General features: G+C 39.7%; 6 protein-coding genes. 4 read left to right on the forward strand and 2 right to left on the reverse strand.

Features of this window, described 5'->3' with window-relative positions; genetic code table 11:
• The first annotated feature begins 88 nt into the window (after nucleotides 1–88).
• The 4 genes from J8L85_RS14610 (at nucleotide 89) to J8L85_RS14625 (ending at nucleotide 10,285) form a co-directional block, all read left to right on the forward strand.
• Entirely contained in the window at nucleotides 89–3,307 is a 3,219-nt protein-coding gene (locus J8L85_RS14610; RefSeq protein WP_247656684.1) for a TonB-dependent receptor, read from the forward strand.
• Nucleotides 3,308–3,311: 4 nt separating this feature from the next.
• A complete protein-coding gene (locus J8L85_RS14615; RefSeq protein WP_211018482.1) occupies nucleotides 3,312–5,051 on the forward strand; it encodes a RagB/SusD family nutrient uptake outer membrane protein in 1,740 nt (579 codons plus the stop codon).
• Nucleotides 5,052–5,324: 273 nt separating this feature from the next.
• Nucleotides 5,325–8,651: a VCBS repeat-containing protein gene (locus tag J8L85_RS14620; protein ID WP_211018485.1), complete on the forward strand. Its 3,327-nt coding sequence runs from the start codon at nucleotides 5,325–5,327 to the stop codon at nucleotides 8,649–8,651.
• 101 nt (nucleotides 8,652–8,752) lie between these two features.
• The gene (locus tag J8L85_RS14625) at nucleotides 8,753–10,285 is read left to right on the forward strand and encodes a VCBS repeat-containing protein (protein ID WP_211018487.1); all 1,533 of its coding nucleotides are present in this window, start codon (nucleotides 8,753–8,755) and stop codon (nucleotides 10,283–10,285) included.
• A gap of 23 nt (nucleotides 10,286–10,308) precedes the next feature.
• Here J8L85_RS14625 and J8L85_RS14630 read toward each other — a convergent pair whose 3' ends face one another.
• Both J8L85_RS14630 and J8L85_RS14635 read right to left on the reverse strand, forming a co-directional pair.
• Nucleotides 10,309–11,007, reverse strand: coding sequence for a PHB depolymerase family esterase (locus J8L85_RS14630; protein ID WP_247656685.1), 699 nt, complete (start codon nucleotides 11,005–11,007; stop codon nucleotides 10,309–10,311).
• A 151-nt stretch (nucleotides 11,008–11,158) separates the two neighbouring features.
• A complete protein-coding gene (locus J8L85_RS14635) occupies nucleotides 11,159–19,852 on the reverse strand; it encodes a T9SS type B sorting domain-containing protein (protein WP_211018489.1) in 8,694 nt (2,897 codons plus the stop codon).
• Between the last annotated feature and the right edge of the window lie 39 nt (nucleotides 19,853–19,891).

A 19,891-nucleotide genomic window follows, 5' to 3' on the forward strand; every position in this document is an offset into this window, starting at 1 on the left:
TGATTTTTCCCAACTCCGTTTACCCTAAAGGAATTGATGAAGATCAGAATTTTACAAATTAATTTAAACTAACAAACAACAAAGGATTATGAATCTAAAAAATGATTTCAAATCGGTGAAATCCAAAAGAAAGTCTTCTTTCTTTAGATTGGGGTTTTTATCGATGGTCATTTGCTTAGGAGCACAAACGGCTCTAGCAAATGAAAAGACCGATACCTCAAAAGAAGTAGAGGTCGAAACAATTCAGTCTACGGTTACCGGTACAATTACTGACGAAATGGGTGAAGTACTACCGGGAACCACGATAATCGAAAAAGGTACTACAAATGGTACCCAAAGTGATTTTGATGGTAACTACAGCCTAAATGTAGCAGATGGCGCTGTACTTGTATTTAGCTATGTAGGTTTTAAAACCCAAGAAGTTGCCGTTAATGGCCAATCTACCATAAATGTAACCATGGTGGAAGATGCAGCGGCATTGGATGAAGTAGTTGTAACAGGATATTCTACGCAGACCAGAGGAGACCTAACAGGTTCTGTAGGTAGTGTAGATGTTTCAGAGGCTACAAAAACTCCGATGGTAAATGCTGCCGAAGCATTACAAGGTAGGGTTTCGGGTGTTACTATTACCAACAACGGACAACCAGGAGCTACACCGGTTGTAAGAATAAGGGGATATGGTACGGGTAACAGCAACGACCCTCTATATATTATTGATGGAGTACAGACCGACGACCCTAGTATCTTGAACTCATTAAACCCTGCGGACATTGATCAGATGAACGTATTAAAAGATGGTGCTGCCGCTATTTATGGTGCAAGAGCTTCTAACGGTGTTGTTATCGTTACCACTAAAAGTGGTGGTTACAATATGGATACCGCTCGTGTTTCCGTAGATATGTACACTGGTTTCTCCAAAGCTACCAATTTACCAGAATTATTGGATACCGAACAACACGGACAAATGATATGGCAAAGTATCTTAAACGATGGTGGTACGCCCTCTCACGCCCAGTACGGAAGTGGAGCACAACCAGTTACACCAACTACCTTACAAAGAACCCCAGAAGGTATTACCGCTACGGTAAAACCAAATGGAGGAACAGATTGGTTGGATGAAATATACAGAACGGCCATTACGCAAAATGCCTCTATAACTTTAGAGAACGGTAATGAAAAGTCTAAATTCTTATTTTCCGCTGGTTATTTAAACCGTCAAGGTATTCAAATCGCTACAGGCTTTAAAAGAGGTTCCGTAAGATTAAACTCAGAATTTAAGATCGGTGATAGAATCAAGATCGGAGAGCATACCAACATCTCTTTTGATAGAAGAAGTGGCGGACAATCTTGGTACAATTTTGCTACAAGAATGTCTCCTCTAGTTCCTGTTTATGATGACAATGGTAATTATGCGGGTAACTATAGTAACGACACGGGACTATCGAACCCTAACAACCCAGTAGCCGAGGCTAACAGACAAGCGGATGATTTCCAAAAAACATTTAGGGTATTTGGTGATATCTATGCTACGGTAGACATATTGGACGGATTACAATTTAAAACCTCTATTGGTGGTTCTATTAGAGCTTACAACGACAGACGTTTTAGAGCTTTGATTCCTGAGTCTTCTGAACCAATTTCGACCAATACGCTTACAGAAGCGGACCAAGACACTTACGAGTGGGTATGGAACAATACCTTAAGTTACAACAAATCTTTTGGCGATCATGGCATTAATGCCTTGGTTGGTATAGAAGCTTTAAAAGTAACTGGAAAAGGCAAGGAAATTTCAAGAACTGATTACTTCTTCGAAACTCCCGAATATTACCTATTAAGTAATGGTGGTGGTGCAGCGAACGTTGCATATGCTTATGACAATGCTTCTTCTTTATTCTCTGTATTCGGTACTGTTAATTACAATTACGCAGGCAAATATTTATTGACGGCTACAGTTCGTCAAGACGAATCGTCAAGATTTATAGGAGATAACAAAAGTGATATTTTTCCTTCTTTCAGTGCTGGTTGGGTAGTCAGTAATGAAAATTTTTGGCCAGAAGATTCTTTTGTAAATCGTTTTAAGCTTAAAGGTTCTTGGGGACAATTAGGAAACCAAACTCTTCCTGTAAACAACCCAACTACCAATATATCTATATTAAGCGAACAATATGCCAACTACGGCTTTAACGGTAGTGGTGCGGTATCTCAAGGAGCTATTTTATCGGCTGCCGGTAACCCTGATCTAAAATGGGAGACCAGTGAAACCACCAACTTTGGTATAGAACTTGGTTTCTTTGACGGTAAGCTTAATCTTGGTGCAGAATACTTTATCATTAAGACCAAAGATTTGATCAACCAAGATGAAAGTTTGTTCAGTTCTACTTCAATAGATTCTGCTCCTCCTTATGTGAACCTTGGTTCAATTGAAAATAAAGGTATTGATGCCACGCTTAGCTTTGCCGATCAAACCGATTCTGGTTTTAGCTACGGTATCGATGTTAATTTCTCTAGTTACAAAAATGAGGTTACAGATTTGATCAGTGCCTTCCAATCTGGATATGGTGGTTTTAGAACTACCGGTACAGTTACAAGAACTCAGGTAGGTCAGCCTCTTTCTTCTTTCTACGGTAGAGTAGTTGAAGGTATCTTCGCTTCAGAAGCTGAAGTTAGCGCTAGTGCCGATCAAGGTTTTGCCTCTGCTGCTGACGGTGTTGGTAGATTTAAGTATGCCGATTTAAATGATGACGGTGTAATCAATGATGACGACAGAACCTTTATTGGTTCTCCACACCCAGATTTCACATATGGGGTAAACCTAACTATGGCTTACAAAGGTTTTGATATGTCTGCCTTTTTCCAAGGTTCTCAAGGCAATGAAATCTTTAATAACGATAAAGTATACACCGATTTTCCAACGTTTTTTAATGCAAACAGAAGTGTAAGAGTATTGGATTCTTGGACTCCGGACAATCTAGATGCCTCTTTACCGGCACTAAGCCAGAGTATTACCAACAATGAAGGTACGGCAAATTCATTCTTTGTTGAGGATGGTTCTTACATGCGTTTGAAAAACTTACAGATCGGTTACACATTTAATGATGAAATTTCTGGTTTACTCGGAATGGATAGTGTTAGGTTCTACCTTCAAGGTACCAACTTGTTTACTATTACAGGGTATGATGGTGTAGACCCAGAACTACAACCTAGATATAACAGCAATGGATCTGTCGACAACCTTACTATAGGTGTATCTGACAACAATTATCCATTGGCCTCGATTTATTCATTAGGTGTTAATTTAAAATTTTAATAAAATGAAAAAGAAATTAATTTATTCAATAACACTTACATGCATGATGCTGGGTGCATGTAGTGACGACTTTACGGAAATTGCTCCGACAGGGGCTCTTTCTGATGAAGCCTTACAAAATGCTACCGGTGTAGACCTAAAGTTGACCGCTGCATACTCTGTTATGGACGGTGAACGTATTAACAGACAAGGTGAAGGTGTTGCTGCAGGTGGTGACAACTGGTGGACCGATGTAGTTGCAGATGACGCCCATAGAGGAAGTACAGACGGTGATAACACTGCATTGTTTCAGGTTGAAACATTGGATTGGCAAACCGGTAATAACTGGTTTCTTGGAAGGTGGAGTGCACTTTTTGGTGGGGTAAACCGTGCCAATGCCGTTATCTCGCTCATAAACCAAATTCCAGACGGCGATTTTACCCAACAATTGGGAGAAGCCCAATTTTTAAGAGGGTATTTCAATTTTGAATTACAGAAATTTTATGGAAACGTTCCTTTTATCTCTGTAGAGAATTTGGACAACCAAGAATTTAACCAACCTAATCCTGGACCAATTTGGGCGGAAATCGAAGCTGATTTTCAAGCTGCAATTGACAATTTAGGATCAGATGTTGTAACAGGAAGAGCTAATTCTTGGGTAGCAAAAGCCTTTTTGGGAAAAGCTTATTTATACCAAGAAAAATGGGACGAAGCTTTTACCTTGTTAAACGAAGTGGCTACCGAAAGTCCTTATGAACTAAATAGCGAATATGTGAACAACTTCAACTTTGTTGGGGAAAACAGTGCAGAATCTATGTTCGCAATTCAATTCGTTTCAGATGACGGACGTTCATATAATGGTAATGGTGCCGGTACATTGAACTTCCCTGGTGGTGGACCATTGGAAACTTGTTGTGGTTTCTACCAACCGACCCAAGATTTGGTAAATGCGTTCCAAACAGATGGTAGTGGTCTTCCTTTATTGGATAATTACGCGGCAACAGATGTTACTAATGATTACGGAATTGAGAGTGACGAACCTTTTACTCCACATGCAGGGCCTTTAGATCCAAGATTGGATTACACCGTATCTAGAAGAGGCATCGATTATAATGGTTTTGGGCCTAATCCAGGAAAAGAATGGATAAGAGCTACCTTTGCCGATATTTCCGGTCCTTATTTACCTAAAAAGAACGTATACCAAGCTGATGAAGTAGATGCCAACCGCGGTACAGGTGGTTGGGGGTCTGATTGGTCCGGTATCAACTACAACATCATGCGTTTTGCCGATGTTCTGTTAATGGCCGCTGAAGCTGCTGTAGAAAAAACGAGTCCAGATCTTCCTTTGGCACTTGAGTATGTAAACCAAGTAAGAAACAGGGCAAAAAACATGACCTATGTTCAAAATGAAACTGGTGATGCTCCTGCTGCCAACTATCAAATAGAGCCATACGCTGCTTTTCCTAGTCAAGATTTTGCTAGAAAAGCGGTTCGTTTTGAGCGTCGTTTAGAATTTGGTATGGAAGGTCATCGTTTGTTCGATTTAAGAAGATGGGGTGTTGCCGAGGAAACTATCAATACCTACATCCAAAACGAAGGTGAAGACTTTACCATAGAAAAAGTTGTTGATGGAGAAACTGTTACGATAAGCGCTGGATATGACAGTAAATTCAAAACATATACAGATAAACATAATCTGTTCCCAATTCCAGTAAATGCTATTGACCAAAGTGGTGGAGTTCTAACTCAGAATCCCGGTTACTAATCAATAGTAAATTAAAAACAATGGAAAAGGGCGTTTATAACGCCCTTTTTTTATGGTCAAAAATTAATGAAAGATTAAGGAAAAATTAAACCCGACAACCTAAAGCTAACAGAAGATTAAAAACCTCTTCTTTTTTAAGACATAATTTAAAAAACAATAGCTTTTAACTAAATTTGTCTAAATATCATTTTATACAATATCATTGAGATATTTTGCTGTCATTTTCACTATATGACCCATATATACCATTCAACCAAATTATCACAAAGTTCTATGAGGAAATTAATGTTTTTCACGATAACAATTGTACTTGCTTTTTTTTCATGTAAAAAGGAAAAAGAAACCTTGTTCTCATTAATTCCATCGGATCGTTCAGGAATTACCTTTAACAATAAAATAGTTGAGACCGACAGCTTTAATATTCTAACGAGCGAATACATTTTTAATGGAGGTGGTGTTGCCATAGGTGATTTCAATAACGATAACCTGCCGGATATTTTCTTTTCTGGAAATCAGGTTTCCAACAAACTATACATAAACCAAGGAGACCTCGAATTTATCGATGTTTCCAAAGAGGCCAATATCGAAGCTACCAATAAATGGAATACGGGTATCGCCCTAGCTGACATTAACAACGATGGCCTTATGGATATCTATGTTTGCGCAGCTATGTTGGCCTCAGACGAAGAAAAAGCCAACATGCTTTTTGTAAATCAGGGAACCAACGATAAAGGTGTTCCTGTTTTTAAAGAAATGGCAAAACAATATGGTATCGCGGACATTGGTAATAGCATGGGAGCTACATTTTTTGATTACGACAAAGATGGTCTACTTGATCTATACGTTCTAAACAACGTGGATATACACATACTACCCGCTAACTATCGTAAAAAAATAACCGATGGTACCGCTTTAAGCAATGACAAACTTTACCATAACAATGGTGACGGAACTTTTACCAATGTCACTGAAAAAGCCGGCATTACCATCGAAGGATATGGCCTTGGCCTAGCCATTGCCGATATCAACTATGATAATTGGCCAGATATTTACGTAAGTAACGATTATTTGACCAATGACATTCTGTACATTAACAACCAAGACGGAACTTTCACCAACAAAATATCGGATTTTGTAAAACACCAGAGTAAATTTTCTATGGGGAACGATATATCGGACTTTAACAATGATGGTTACCTCGATATCATTACCCTAGATATGTTGGGGGAAACAAACCGAAGATTAAAGACCACCATTTCTAACAATAAATATACCAGCTATGTGCTTAACGATAGATATGGTTACGAGTACCAATACAGTAGAAATATGTTACAAAAGGGGAACGGAAACGGTATACCCCATAGTGAGATCGGATTAATGTCAGGGGTTTCAAAAACAGATTGGAGCTGGTCTCCCCTATTTGCAGATATGGACAATGATGGTTACAAAGACCTTTTAATAACCAATGGATTTCCCCGAGATATTACGGACCTTGATTTTGGGGAATTTAAATTTAACACCAGTAGATATCTAAGCCCTGATAAGATATTAGATTCTATCCCGACCATTAAAATTCCTAATTATGCCTATAAATACGATGGTGCCAAGAAATTTGTGGACAAAGGAAATGATTGGGGCCTGAACATTCCCTCTTTCTCGAACGGTGCCGCTTTTGCCGATCTTGATAACGATGGTGATTTAGACTACGTTGTGAACAACATAAACGACCCTGCCTTTTTATTTGAGAACAACCTAAACGACTCAAACGAAAAAAGTTCCAATTATCTAAATGTAAACCTCAAAGATTCCCAAACGAGGGGTATTGGGGCAAAATTGGTTTTAAGGTTCAATGATGGCTCATTCCAATATCACGAAAACTATCTTTACAGAGGTTATATGTCTTCGGTAGAGGGTATAGTACATTTTGGTTTGGGCACTGATAAAAAGATAAGTTCCTTAGAGGTTTTATGGCCAAATGGTTCGTATCAAAATATATCCGATGTTAGTATAAATCAAACAATATCGTTGAAGCAAAAAGATGCTGAACCAATAACCTCGAACAATCTAAAATTTCCTTTTGCCCCCAAGAACCATAAAAAACACTTCGCTGAAGTATCTGAAAAAATTGGTGTGGAATACCAACACAAAGAGCTGGATATAATAGACTACAACGTTCAACGTATCTTACCTCACAAACTAACACAAAATGGCCCATGCTTGGCCTCAGGCGATATTAACGGTGACGGTACCGAAGACTTTATTATCGGAAGCTCTGCAGGGTACTCACCAGTCATCTTTTACCAAGATGAAGAAGGAAACTTTAAGCAAAAGGTCTTGTTTGAAAATGAAGAGGACAAAAAATACGAGGAGGAAGGCATCGCCCTTTTCGATTTGGACAACGACGGTGACCTAGACCTATACCTAGTTTCTGGTAGCAATGAGTTTATGCGGGACAACAGCTTATACCAAGACAGGCTATTTATTAACGATGGTAATGGTAATTATGAATTGGCATTGGACAAAATGCCAAATATAAATGCCAGTGGATCGGTAGTTTCTGTGTATGATTATAATGATGATGGTTTTGACGACCTATTTGTGGGAGGAAGAACTCCCTTTTCTCAATATCCGCTGGCCGAAAATAGTTTTATATTAAAAAATGAAAATGGAAAACTAGTAGATGTAACCGATACCGATGCTCCTGAATTAAGAAAAATCGGAATGATCACCGATGCTTCTTGGGCCGATATTGATGCTGACGGACTAAAAGATTTAGTTGTTGTTGGTGAGTTTATGCCTATAACCATTTTTAAGAACGAAAAATCACAACTTACTAAAATTGAAAACACCGGGATAGATAGCTTACTGGGTTGGTGGGAAAGTATAGAACCCTATGATATTGACAAAGATGGCGATGTTGATTTTATTGTGGGCAATATGGGGGCCAACAACTTTTACCAACCATCAAAAGAAAAACCGGTAACGCTCATTTATAAAGATTTTGACAACAATGGCACTGTAGACCCAGTGATGTTCGCCTATTTTATGAATAGTTTCGACAATCCAGAATATAAATCCTTCCCTGTAAATTTCTGGGGAGACCTGTATGGCCAAAGTCCTTTGTTCAGATCAAAATACACTTCATATAAAGCATATGCCCAAGCTACGGAACATACATTGTTCAACGAAGAAGAACTTAAGGGAGCCAATACCTTATCCGGTAATTATGACAGAAGTATCTTTCTAGAGAATTTAGGAAATGGAAAATTCGATTACAAAGAACTTCCATGGGAGGCACAGTCCGCACCGATCAACGGGGCAACGGTTACCGATTATAACAATGATGGTTTATTAGATGTATTGCTGATAGGGAATGATCATGGAAACGAAATTTTTATTGGAAAATACGATGCCTTTAACGGCGCCCTATTACAAGGGGATGGAAAAGGAGGATTCTCTACCATAGACCCACAAACAAGTGGTTTTGTTGCCGAAGGTGATGCTAAGGATATAATTACCTTAAAAAATGCAGGTGGTGGCAATCCTTACATAATCGTGACTCAAAATAGAGGCCCGCTCAAAATTTTTCAAAAACAATAATGGTTAAATTTACCCACGGACAGAAGGTATTATTCACAAATTTGTTGGTACCCCTAATATGCCGAATAGAAATTGAATACCGATATTGATACTTTATATAAATGAAAGAAAAATCGATTATTAAAAATTTCATTGTCTCTTCTTTCATTTTATTAATTTTTATCGCCTGTACATCAAAAAAAGAAAAAAGAGCTGTAGCTCTTTACAAATCTTATTGCGCAAGTTGTCATCTATTACCCGAAATCAATGACCTTCCAAAACATATATGGCAAGATGGAGTGTTACCGGACATGGCCGCAAGAATGGGAATTATAGATTCTACCAATGATCCGTTAAGGCGAATTTCCAGAAAAGAGCAAGTTGCTATCATGGAATCTGGCATATACCCTAGAACCCCCATGTTGCCTCAAGAAGATTGGTCTCTGCTTAGTGAGTATATAATTTCAATGGCACCAGATTCTTTAGATACCGAAAACAACAAACATAAAACGGAAGAATTAGTTCAATTTACACCAGAAGCAATACAGTTAGATAGCACCAAAGGGTCTTTAATAAGTTTTTTGACATTTGATCAAAAAGAAAAAACAATAATTAGTGCCGACCTCAACGGGAACCTCATAAAATATGATGCAAAAAAAGCAATCATAGCATCATCAGAAAAAACAGTAGATGCATTAACCACATATATTCAAAAAGATGGTATAACATACATTACCTCTATAGGGTACTTAAACCCTTCCGAACGCCAGCGTGGTTCTTTAGATGTTTACAGGGACAGCATAAAGCTTAACAAGAAATCCATCATTCTCCACAGACCCGTGCACACTTTAGTGGAAGATTTGAACAACGATGGTCGTAACGAGATTGTTGTAAGCGAATTCGGCAACCTAACAGGTAGTTTATCCCTATTTCAAGAATCTGACGCCCATACCTTCGAAAAGAAAATTCTTTTAAACCTGCCCGGTACCATACGTACTATAGCAAAAGACCTGAACGGAGACGGAAAAACAGATCTTATGGCACTTACATCACAAGGGCAAGAAAGTATTGTTGCCTTTTACCAACAGCAAGACTTAAAATTTCAAAAAGAAACCCTACTCCGATTCAGTCCCGTATCTGGCTCAAGTTGGTTCGAATTGATAGATTTTGATGGGGATGGCGATGACGACATAATAACCGTACACGGCGATAATGCCGATAAAAGTTATGTTCACAAACCATATCATGGGCTACGTATTCATATAAACAACGGGAAAAACGAATTTAACGAAGCATATTTTTACTCTTTAAACGGTGCTACCCGGGTCAACTGTGAAGATTACGACCATGATGGCGATATAGACTTTGCCATCGTGGCTACCTTCCCCGATTATGAAAAAAACCCAAACGGTTCATTTGTATACTTAGAAAACAACAACCCCGATAATTTTGATTTTAAACCCTATAGTTTTGATACTTCTACTTTGGGCCGATGGTTTTTATTGGATTCCGGCGATGTAGACTCCGATGGGGACATAGATATTGTACTGAGTTCGTTTACCTATACATTTACCCCCGTACCGGATAATTTATATGATACCTGGAACAATTCGGATATTGATATCATCATATTAAAAAACAACCTCGTACCCTAATCTTTTTAAAGTATTGACAGGTTTTAGTTGTTTAATCGTTGCTCCATAAACCAATCATAGAGTTCATCAGTAGCATAAGCCCTTGTCCAAGCGTTATGACCAACATTTTCATATTTAGTAAAACGTACATCGTAGCCCATTTGCTTAAGTTTTGCCACCATAGTTTCCGACTCCTCCACAGGAATCGATTTATCTTCGGCTCCGTGAAACACCCACATGGGCATCTTTTTATTTATCCAAGAAGCATACGGTAAAGGGGTCATACCACAAACAACGGCCATGGCCGCAAAGGTATCCGGATATTGCACAGCCATTTCCCAAGCTGCTCCCCCTCCCCTGCTCAATCCTGTTAAATAAACCCTGTTTTTATCAACCCTATTATCAGAAACAACAGAATCCAACAACTGTTTTACCGCTCTTGTATTCCACCATTTTTTAGGATAAGGGTTTTGGGGTATCAATATCAGGAACGGAAATTTCTTGCCATCTACTATGAGCTTTGGAGGGCCACTCTTTTTAGTCTCTCCGAGACTTTGCCCCGATTCACCACCACCATGTAAAAAAAGTAATATTGGAAATTCCGTATTGGAATCCTTATCATAATCATCAGGATAGTATAAATAATAACTTAGTTTCTCCTTAACAGTGGTTTCGAACTCATCATCAATTAAGTTTGGACCTATTTGAGATGCACAGTTATTAAAAATTAGGAGTATTAGCAAATAGTGAATTTTCTTGACCAACTTAATTGTTCTTATTTGCAATTCAATATAGGCAAAACAACCTAAAAAAGCGAATACCACATTACAAAGAACCCCAAGATTTAAAATCTCGGGGTTCCCTGAACATTATATAAATTAAATAAACTATGTTCTATCTATACAGGGTAAAGTGGCCTACATAACGTGTCTCTTTACTCGCTAAAGCATTCACCACGTACCAATAATCTCCAGAAGGCAATTCTTTACCTTCGTAGGTACCGTCCCAGTTACTTACTTCGTTCAATATAGCGACTACCCTACCATATCTATCGTAGATCTTAACTTCTACGGTGTCAAAAAATTCGCGGTTCTTGGGCGACCATACATCATTTTCCCCATCACCATCCGGTGTAAAGAAATTGGGTATCTCCAACATACCGGTAAACTCGAAAGGTACTTCGACCTCTGCAACACATCCATTAGAGTCAACGACACGAACATTTACAGTACCACTGTCATTAGTGGTATAGACCGTTTCTTCTCCATAAGATTGTCCGTTAAAGAAATATTCATAACCCCCATATCCGCCTTCGGCAGAAGCCGTAAGTTCGTTTGGTCCGGTCTTTATTGCCGATAGGGTCAATGGATTATAACTATCCACCGTAAAATCTACCGAATTGGTACAACCGTTCTGATGATAGATATAAACGGTATGGTCTCCAGCCTGTAGATTACCCCATACATTTTCATCACCGGCGTTAGCGGTAATGGCATCCGTTGGATCCAATGGATCTAACGCAAACATGAGATCGTTCATATCTACACTTGCCAGCATTTGAATCGTTACGGTACTGTTGGGGAAAATTCCCTCACAACCATATTGTACCAAGGGTTCTGCCGTTAGGTCTACCCCAATGCCTACAGTAATCAACTCAACCGTAGAACAAAGATTCGCATCTTGTACATGTATCGCATATGACGCACCACCTTGTAAATTTTCAATTATTTGACCTGGAGTATACGGTGCAAATGTTCCTGTTCCCGTTTCATCCACAGGGTCTATCATTTCTATCTTATATTCAAAATAAGGAGTCGGGCTTACCAATGGATCATTAAACGGTGTTCCTCCAGTAATATTGAACGTTACAGTTCCATCATTGGCACCTATACACAATTCAGGAGTTGTTTGAATATCCACTACCTGCAGAACATCCGGTTCTGTTACAGTAATATAATCCTTTTCAAAACAACCGTTTTCATCTTGTATCAAAATTTCATAAGTACCTTGTGCAAGATCTTCAAACACATAGCTTCCCGGAGTGGCCGGATCACTAAAGAACTCGTTGAAGTTAGGTTCAATAGCAAATTGAATTAAGCCCACACCTCCAGAAAGTACCTCAACGGTAATGGTTCCATCCTCTTCTCCATTACAGGTAACAGGTGTGGAATAGGCATCAAAAGTTATTGGATCTGGCCTAACTATCTCAAAAGGTCCGGCAATATCCATACAAGAACTACCACTAGTTACAGCGATATAATAATCGTCTCCTTCAGGAAGACCTTCAAAAGTACCGTTATCTTGTGGCCCCCTGAACAAAGTTGCAGAAGGATCAGGATTAAACGCATCTACGGGATCACCGTTATATAGGTAGAACGTATCATCACCTACACCTCCGTTTACGAACGACTCTATTCTACCATCCAACTCCGAAGCACATGAAATGTCATCCGGTAGATTAGGTAAAATGGTGATACCGGTAGCATTTGTCATTGTAATACCGTTAGATCTAACCGCTAAACAAGTACTTGTTGCATTTATCTTTCTTACGTCAAATTGATACGTTATTCCCTGAACCCCGTTAATAAGAACCGAAGTACCTGCCATCGGTAGCCATCCTCCTATGGTCACACCGTTCTCTACTCTCATATACTCATAAGTATAAGATGGATCGGGATTTTCTATGGATAGTCTCATTTCACCGTCTCCTCCACAACCAGGAACACGGGTCTGTACCAATAAAGGCTCTATTGGTGGTGGTGGATCCACATAATAGGGTTCCGTTACATATAAACAGTCAAAACTTGAAGAAACTTCTATCGCATACCAACCGGCACTAATGAACCCTCCACTGGCACCTACAAATGTTGGGGTATTCTGCAAACCACTTGCAGATGCAATATCGGTATTGTCGTTACTGTTCAAGTACAATAATCTATAATTATAGCCTGCTCCTGGGAAACCTCCCGTAGCTCCTGCCAATGCCGTAGTCGCATCTCCAGAAGTAGGATCATAGGCTTCAAGAATTGCATTGTTTCCGTTCGGACAATCCAACCCTTGCGGTTGTCTTATACCTGCATCTATTTGTGGAACCTCTTCCAATTCAATTTCAAATGTACTAGAGCACAATTCCGAATCCCTTATCTGTACTTGATAAAATCCGAATGAAAGTCCGGTAAACTCGTTATTATTAGAATAAGGAGCTATTTCAGAGGTATAGGTGGCACCACCGTCCAAACTTAACATTAAACGATACTCATAAGGAGAATCGTCCCATCCACCTGTACCGGTAGCCTCTATTTCTCCACTATCGTTACCACAACCAACATTACCGACCGAAGTCGCAGTTACCTGCAATGCCCCATTAGGTGTTCTAATATTGGCTACATTACTATCATTTGAGCAATAAGGTTCATCTACGGATACTATCTCTACAATGAAATTTCCACCAGGTAAGCCCGTAATTCTCGCAGGGTCGCCATTGACATCGGGGAAATTATTGGTATCAAAACTACCACTTGCCAACGAGGTTGTTTTGGTTACATCGGAAGCTTCATATACATTATAATCATAAACACCGGAAAAGTCGGTTACTTCTATAAACAACTCTCCGTCACTACTTCCAAAACAACTTACAGGTTTAGCCTCGGAAATAGAAATTGTAGGTAATTGTGGTTCTGCCACCGTATGTACTGGCATAGGATAAGTACACCCGCCAACGTTATCGATAACTTCAAACAAATAATCGCCTGAAGCTGGTAAATAAACATCCACAAAATTATCACCAGGATTGTTGGTATAATTTGGTACTGGTACGGCAGAAACCGTCTGTATTGTAAAGTCGGTAGTACCTATCACTTCAATTCGCACCCTCTCATCATCCCTACAATTTAATGGATCCACTTCTATGATAGATGGCGTCACATCATCAGGTATCGCTATCGTAGGCACATCAAAAGTTGTTTGACACCCATTACCATCCATAGCATATACCGTAATATTTCTTGGACTACCATTATCTATGATCTCGAAAGTATTGGATGTTTGGTAGTTTGAAAAACCGGTAATACTATATTGATAACCACTACCTACAGTACCCGGATCCACCACATTTACAGTAATGACAGTTGAGCTATACCTATTGGCACCGGTCTCACAAGCAAAAGGAGGCGCAGATGCCGTAATTGAAAATGCAGGTGGCTCGGCAATCGTAACCTCTACCTCATCTGTACAACCTTTGTCCGTAACCACCTGGGCAACATAATCCCCTGGAGTTAAATTCGTAAAAGACCCCGAGGTGTTTGTAAATAACGGTGTCGGGCTTGGAGGTAATGGCAAAGTACCTGAATATATATTATAAGCGGCAATACCATCTATATCGGTACCCGGAGACAAAGTTAGATTTATGCTTCCGTCATTGGCACCATTACAACTAATATCACTTTTTCCATCGTCAACGATTAAAGGAGCCGTAGGTATTGTACTTATAATATTATCAACTGTGACAGTACAATTATTAGTACCGTCCGTAACTTGGTTATCGGTAACCAAAACTTGATATTCTCCAGCTCCGATTCCGGTAAAAACACCTGTGTTATTATTAGTAATATACGTTCCTAGGTTATCTTGCAGTTCATAATCGAAATCACCACTTCCTCCATCGGCTACAACGGTAATTATGCCGTCCGGATCTGTACAAGTAGGTTCCGTTGTAAATCTTCCTGAGGCCGATAGTTTTTGAAAAACCTCCGGTTCAGCAAAACCTTCACACCCGTTAGCATCAATTACATCTACTCTATAAACTCCAATACTACTTACTGTAAAAGTTGCTTCCCATCGGTTATCACCAGCATCAAAAACACCAAACTGACTTACACCACCTAAAGTAAAATTAGGGGTATCTATATTTGCGGGCATATACACATCAATGGTAAATGTTGCCGCTGTCACATCACATTGGTTACTTACATCAAAGTCTGGCGCGGGCAATGGAGGATCTTCCGCAATTACCGCAGTAGAAATCTGGTATGCACAATTTCTAGAATCCCTAACCCATATATCATAATTTATACCTGGAGCTATCGCACCTGGCAAGGATACGGTCGATGCCGTAGAAAAATCATCCGATGGATCTGCAGGTGTTAGCGTTCCATCCGTATCAACAGGTGAGCCAGCAGGCACAAAAGCATATTCGTAAGGTGCACCATCCGGTAATGACCCTGCGCCAGATGAAGGATAAGGAGTTCCCCCACTTCCCCTAACCGTTAGTTGCCCATCAGCGTTACAATTGGCATTTATATTCTCTATAACATCTACTCTTGGCATATTAAGTATGGCAACCGTAGACGCACCATCTGAACAATTCGTTCCATTATCATATACTAGAATGCTATACGCACCTTCCGGAACTTGATATGAATGTGTGAGGTCAGGTCTTGTTTCGGATAAAAACAAATCACCCGTCTCTGTATTCCTTATTTCTATATCAAATGGCCCCACAGCCGATAACCCAGTAATAGTATAGGTTAGATCCACTAAATTTCCGGGTATACAAGTAGCATTATCAATAGCCAAAGAAACGTCAAGATCCGTAGGCCCAGCCGGAACCTCTATTACTTCTTCGTAAATACAATTAGTTGCAGTATCTACCACTTCAACCGTAAAGGTCTGTCCGAATTGAATACCGCTAAAGCAATACCTTCTTATGCCCGGTGCCAAAGAAGTATACGTATATGGTGGTAAAGAACCATCGACCATACGAATATCAAATGGCCCAGTACCTCCCACTATATCTACGCAATACGTAAATCCGCCCGGAGTACAGATTAAAGGCAATGTAGTATTATCGGGCACTATATCTACTGTAGCACTTATAACCGTAACAACATCAATATCTCTACAGCCCCTAGAATCTAAAGTAATAACCTGATATTGACCTGGTACAATATCATCATGATAAATATCAAGAGGATAGGTAGTCGACCCATCCGTTGTTACCCTTGTTATTTCTGTACCGAACAAATCTTCTACTATGTAGGTATATTCGGGTACACCATCTGCAATACCTGTTATTTGAACACCCCCAGAAACGACACTGGCACTACAAGTGGCATCCAAAGGAGCTACCGTGGCATCTGGTGCCGCAATAGGATCTGGAGCTACCACCACATCTACAATACCAGGAATTAAACATCCTCTACTATCTTTTACCAAATACTCATAAGTACCAACGGACAACCCTGAATATACCGTTTGTGAAGAAAACTCATAAATACCATCATCTCCAACGCCATAAGTTAAGCTTCCATCAGGCCCAAATTTTATTTCAAAAGGCGGAATACCTACAGTGGGATCTGGAATAATTTCTACAAATCCACTATTAGAGTCCCCACAACTGGTTCCAGTCACATTATGTGTAGCTACAATACTAGTAGGCTGAACAAAAGTAATAGGTTCAGATATATCGGAACAGCCATTGTTATCCGTAACAGATACGGTATAATCACCGTGTTCACCGAAAGGTACCGTATAATTAAAAGAGTCAGATGGCAATTGAACATTTGTAGCCCCGGGAACAGCTACCCCATCTTTATATATTGTATAAGAAGTGGTTGATAAATCACTTATGTCCCCACCGGTTACATTGATTCCTAAAGTACCGTCTCCTCCACATGGTATCTCATCAATAATACTCAACGTTACATTAATCTGTGGTGGAACAGTAATCGAAACCTGGTTTCTACAATTATTGTCATCTTGCACTTCTATGATGTATGTTCCGGGTACCAAACCATTAAAGGTAGGACTAGCCTGAAAAGCGCCATTATTAATTCGGTATACATGCCCTGTACCCCCACCTGAAGAAGAGACAGTCACAGACGCATTATTTGCCGGAGAATAACATAGATCCGAACTCACAATATCTATTGTCGGAGGAATAAGCTCTTCTAAATCAAAGGTAAATGAAGCGGTACAACCTTCAGAATCCTCTACTGTCAAAGTATATACATCGGATGGATCTAAAATATCGGTAGGCTCCGTAAGATTACCAAAAAATCGACTCGATTTAGGGCCAACAGTGATACCAGAAGGATATTCCAGAGTATATCTATTTCCTCCCCATCCTCCAGTAACTACAGCTTCAACCCTGCCTATGTTATTATTATCGCACGTCATCGGTGTAACAATACTTCCACTTAGATCCAAAACAGTAGCTTCTTCTATATCAAAAGAAGCAGTATCCGTACAACCTGTATCCGCATCTGTTACCGTAATCGTATAGGTTCCTGCACCGGATAACGGCAAGTCTACCTCTGTATCGTTTTGAGGACCGCCAGAGTACAGTCCACCATTAATTTCGTAGGTATAGTTATTGGCAAAACCGTCTATTATAAAAGTTCCTGTACCATCAGTGGCACCATTACAAACCCTTAAATCACCACCAGATTTTACCCTAGCCCTTATAGAACTTATTACAGCAGGGCTAAAGCCTTCGGTATAGGTACAACCATTGTCATCCGTTATTTGAAAAATATATGATGATGAAGTACTTAAACCTACAAATATGTTACTGGAGCCATTATCATGGATAATAGGACTTATTATAGAATAGTTTGCTATGGGCGCACTGGAAGTCGGCGTCAAGGTAACATCGGAAGTACCTGCACTACAATTCACATTACTCTGAGCAAAATCAAGATCCGAAGGTGGATCTACATCTAAAATCTCAATAGGTGTAAGCTCTAAACGACATCCGCCTCCATCACGTATTATTGGTGTATAAGTACCCGCAGCCAAACCAGAATAGGATGTAACGCCTAAAAAGTTGACTCCATCGATACTAAATTCATACCCACTACCGGACCCTCCCGTAAAAGGGCCTACAAAATCTATTTGTCCACCAGTGGTACCTCCACTACCATCACAGGTAACATCGGATATCTTTGTAGCGGAGCCCGTAATGACACCCACATTGGTAACGGTTACGGAAGGTAAGCTCATAGTACATTCGAAACCACCTTGTTGATATCTAACCTCTATATCGTTATAAGTACCCGCAGCAACGGATATTTGAGGGGTCGTAACCCAAGGGTCTCCAGAATCTATTCTATAAGAGAGATTATATCCCCTGGCATCGTTTATAGTGAAATCGATTTTAGCTCCACCATTACTACACGTACCATCTATTCCAGATGCTGTTACATCTGGAGGTAAAAGTTCCTCTACATTGGAAGAAGCCGTTATAGTACAACCGTTACTATCGGTAATTAAAAAGTCATATGTACCTGGTGATGTAACGGTAAAGGTTGTTGAGCCCGTATCTGTGGATGGATCGCCATAAGAGGGCTGAACCGCCCCACCGTTTACCGTAAAAGAATAAGGTGCAGAACCTCCACTGGTATTTACAATGATATCTACACTGGATATGGTAGAACATCCGAAACTACTATTTACCTCGGTAGATGCATCTAATGCGCTAATATCCGAACCAATAGTTATAGGATTACCAAAGGTATCCAGGTTTTGTCTTGGTGGGTCTATTCCATTTAAAACATCTCCTTGACATTGTTGTGTTTCTACTTGCACGATATACGTACCCGAACCTACCGCCGAAAAAGTATAGGTTTCATCTGGAATAAAAGCCGTAAATTCTTGTGGTATACCACTAGAATTTAATATTGTGTACTTATAAGGGCCAAGACCCGGTGTTGGGGTAACCGTGATAGTACCTGTTTCACCATAACAATAAATATCTGTATAGTTAACAGATATATCCAAGCTTTTCTCTTCTATCACTATAGGTTCATAGGGATATTCACAAGTGTTCGGCGTATCTTTTAGACGAGCCTTTACCATATAGGTGCCAGGTGCCAAATTAGAAAAAATAGCACCTTGCCATGGTCCATAACCACTACCGCTATCTATACTGAATTCGTAAGCACTCGAAAGGTTGGTTATCTGTATTCTTCCAGGTACATCGCATATGTAATCTTCTTTAACATATGTCTGTGTAATCGTACTTTTTTTAACCTTAAAATAATAAATCTGTCCGTCGGCAACCACTCTGTATTCAGCTCCGACAGTAGATGGTACACTACTTGCGTCTAGATTAAAAGTTTGTCCACCTGCTACGTGAGAGTAACAAGACCCAGTATTTGGACAATCTTCATTAATATCAGGAGAACATGAACCTCCTAAAATTTGCCATGAAACAGAACTGTACGGTCCCCCCGACAAACTTATAATACGGTCATCGTTATTTCCACACAAATTAAAACGCGCAACGGTAAAACCATTATCACTACAGCCGACTTCTTCATCCGCCCCTTGTATAATAGTGGCGAACATAGGCGCCATTGCCAATTTCTTGTTGCTAACTAAAGTCTTTGAAACTGAATTAGACGAATCTGAGGCGTTGGACTCTTCTGATTTTACAGAAAGAGCACTATCAACCACTTTATCGAATACAAAGTTTACCTCGTCAATTAATTTGTTAATACTGGAGTCTGCAAGTGCCGTAGAGCCAACTACCGAGAGTAGTATCAGTAGTAGTACATACAGCGTCTTGCGCTGTTGTTTTGAATGCATAGGTTAAGTAGAGTTTGGTAAGAACAATGGCGCTCTTGG

It is taken from the genome of Maribacter sp. MMG018, from assembly GCF_018100785.1.
Lineage (GTDB): Bacteria > Bacteroidota > Bacteroidia > Flavobacteriales > Flavobacteriaceae > Maribacter.

What these genes read in the sequence shown, in the direction of transcription:
- J8L85_RS14610 (WP_247656684.1), top strand. Translation starts at nt 89, where the DNA reads ATGAATCTAAAAAATGATTTCAAATCGGTGAAATCCAAAAGAAAGTCT.
- J8L85_RS14615 (WP_211018482.1), top strand. Translation starts at nt 3,312, where the DNA reads ATGAAAAAGAAATTAATTTATTCAATAACACTTACATGCATGATGCTG.
- J8L85_RS14620 (WP_211018485.1), top strand. Translation starts at nt 5,325, where the DNA reads ATGAGGAAATTAATGTTTTTCACGATAACAATTGTACTTGCTTTTTTT.
- J8L85_RS14625 (WP_211018487.1), top strand. Translation starts at nt 8,753, where the DNA reads ATGAAAGAAAAATCGATTATTAAAAATTTCATTGTCTCTTCTTTCATT.
- J8L85_RS14635 (WP_211018489.1), bottom strand. Translation starts at nt 19,852, where the DNA reads ATGCATTCAAAACAACAGCGCAAGACGCTGTATGTACTACTACTGATA.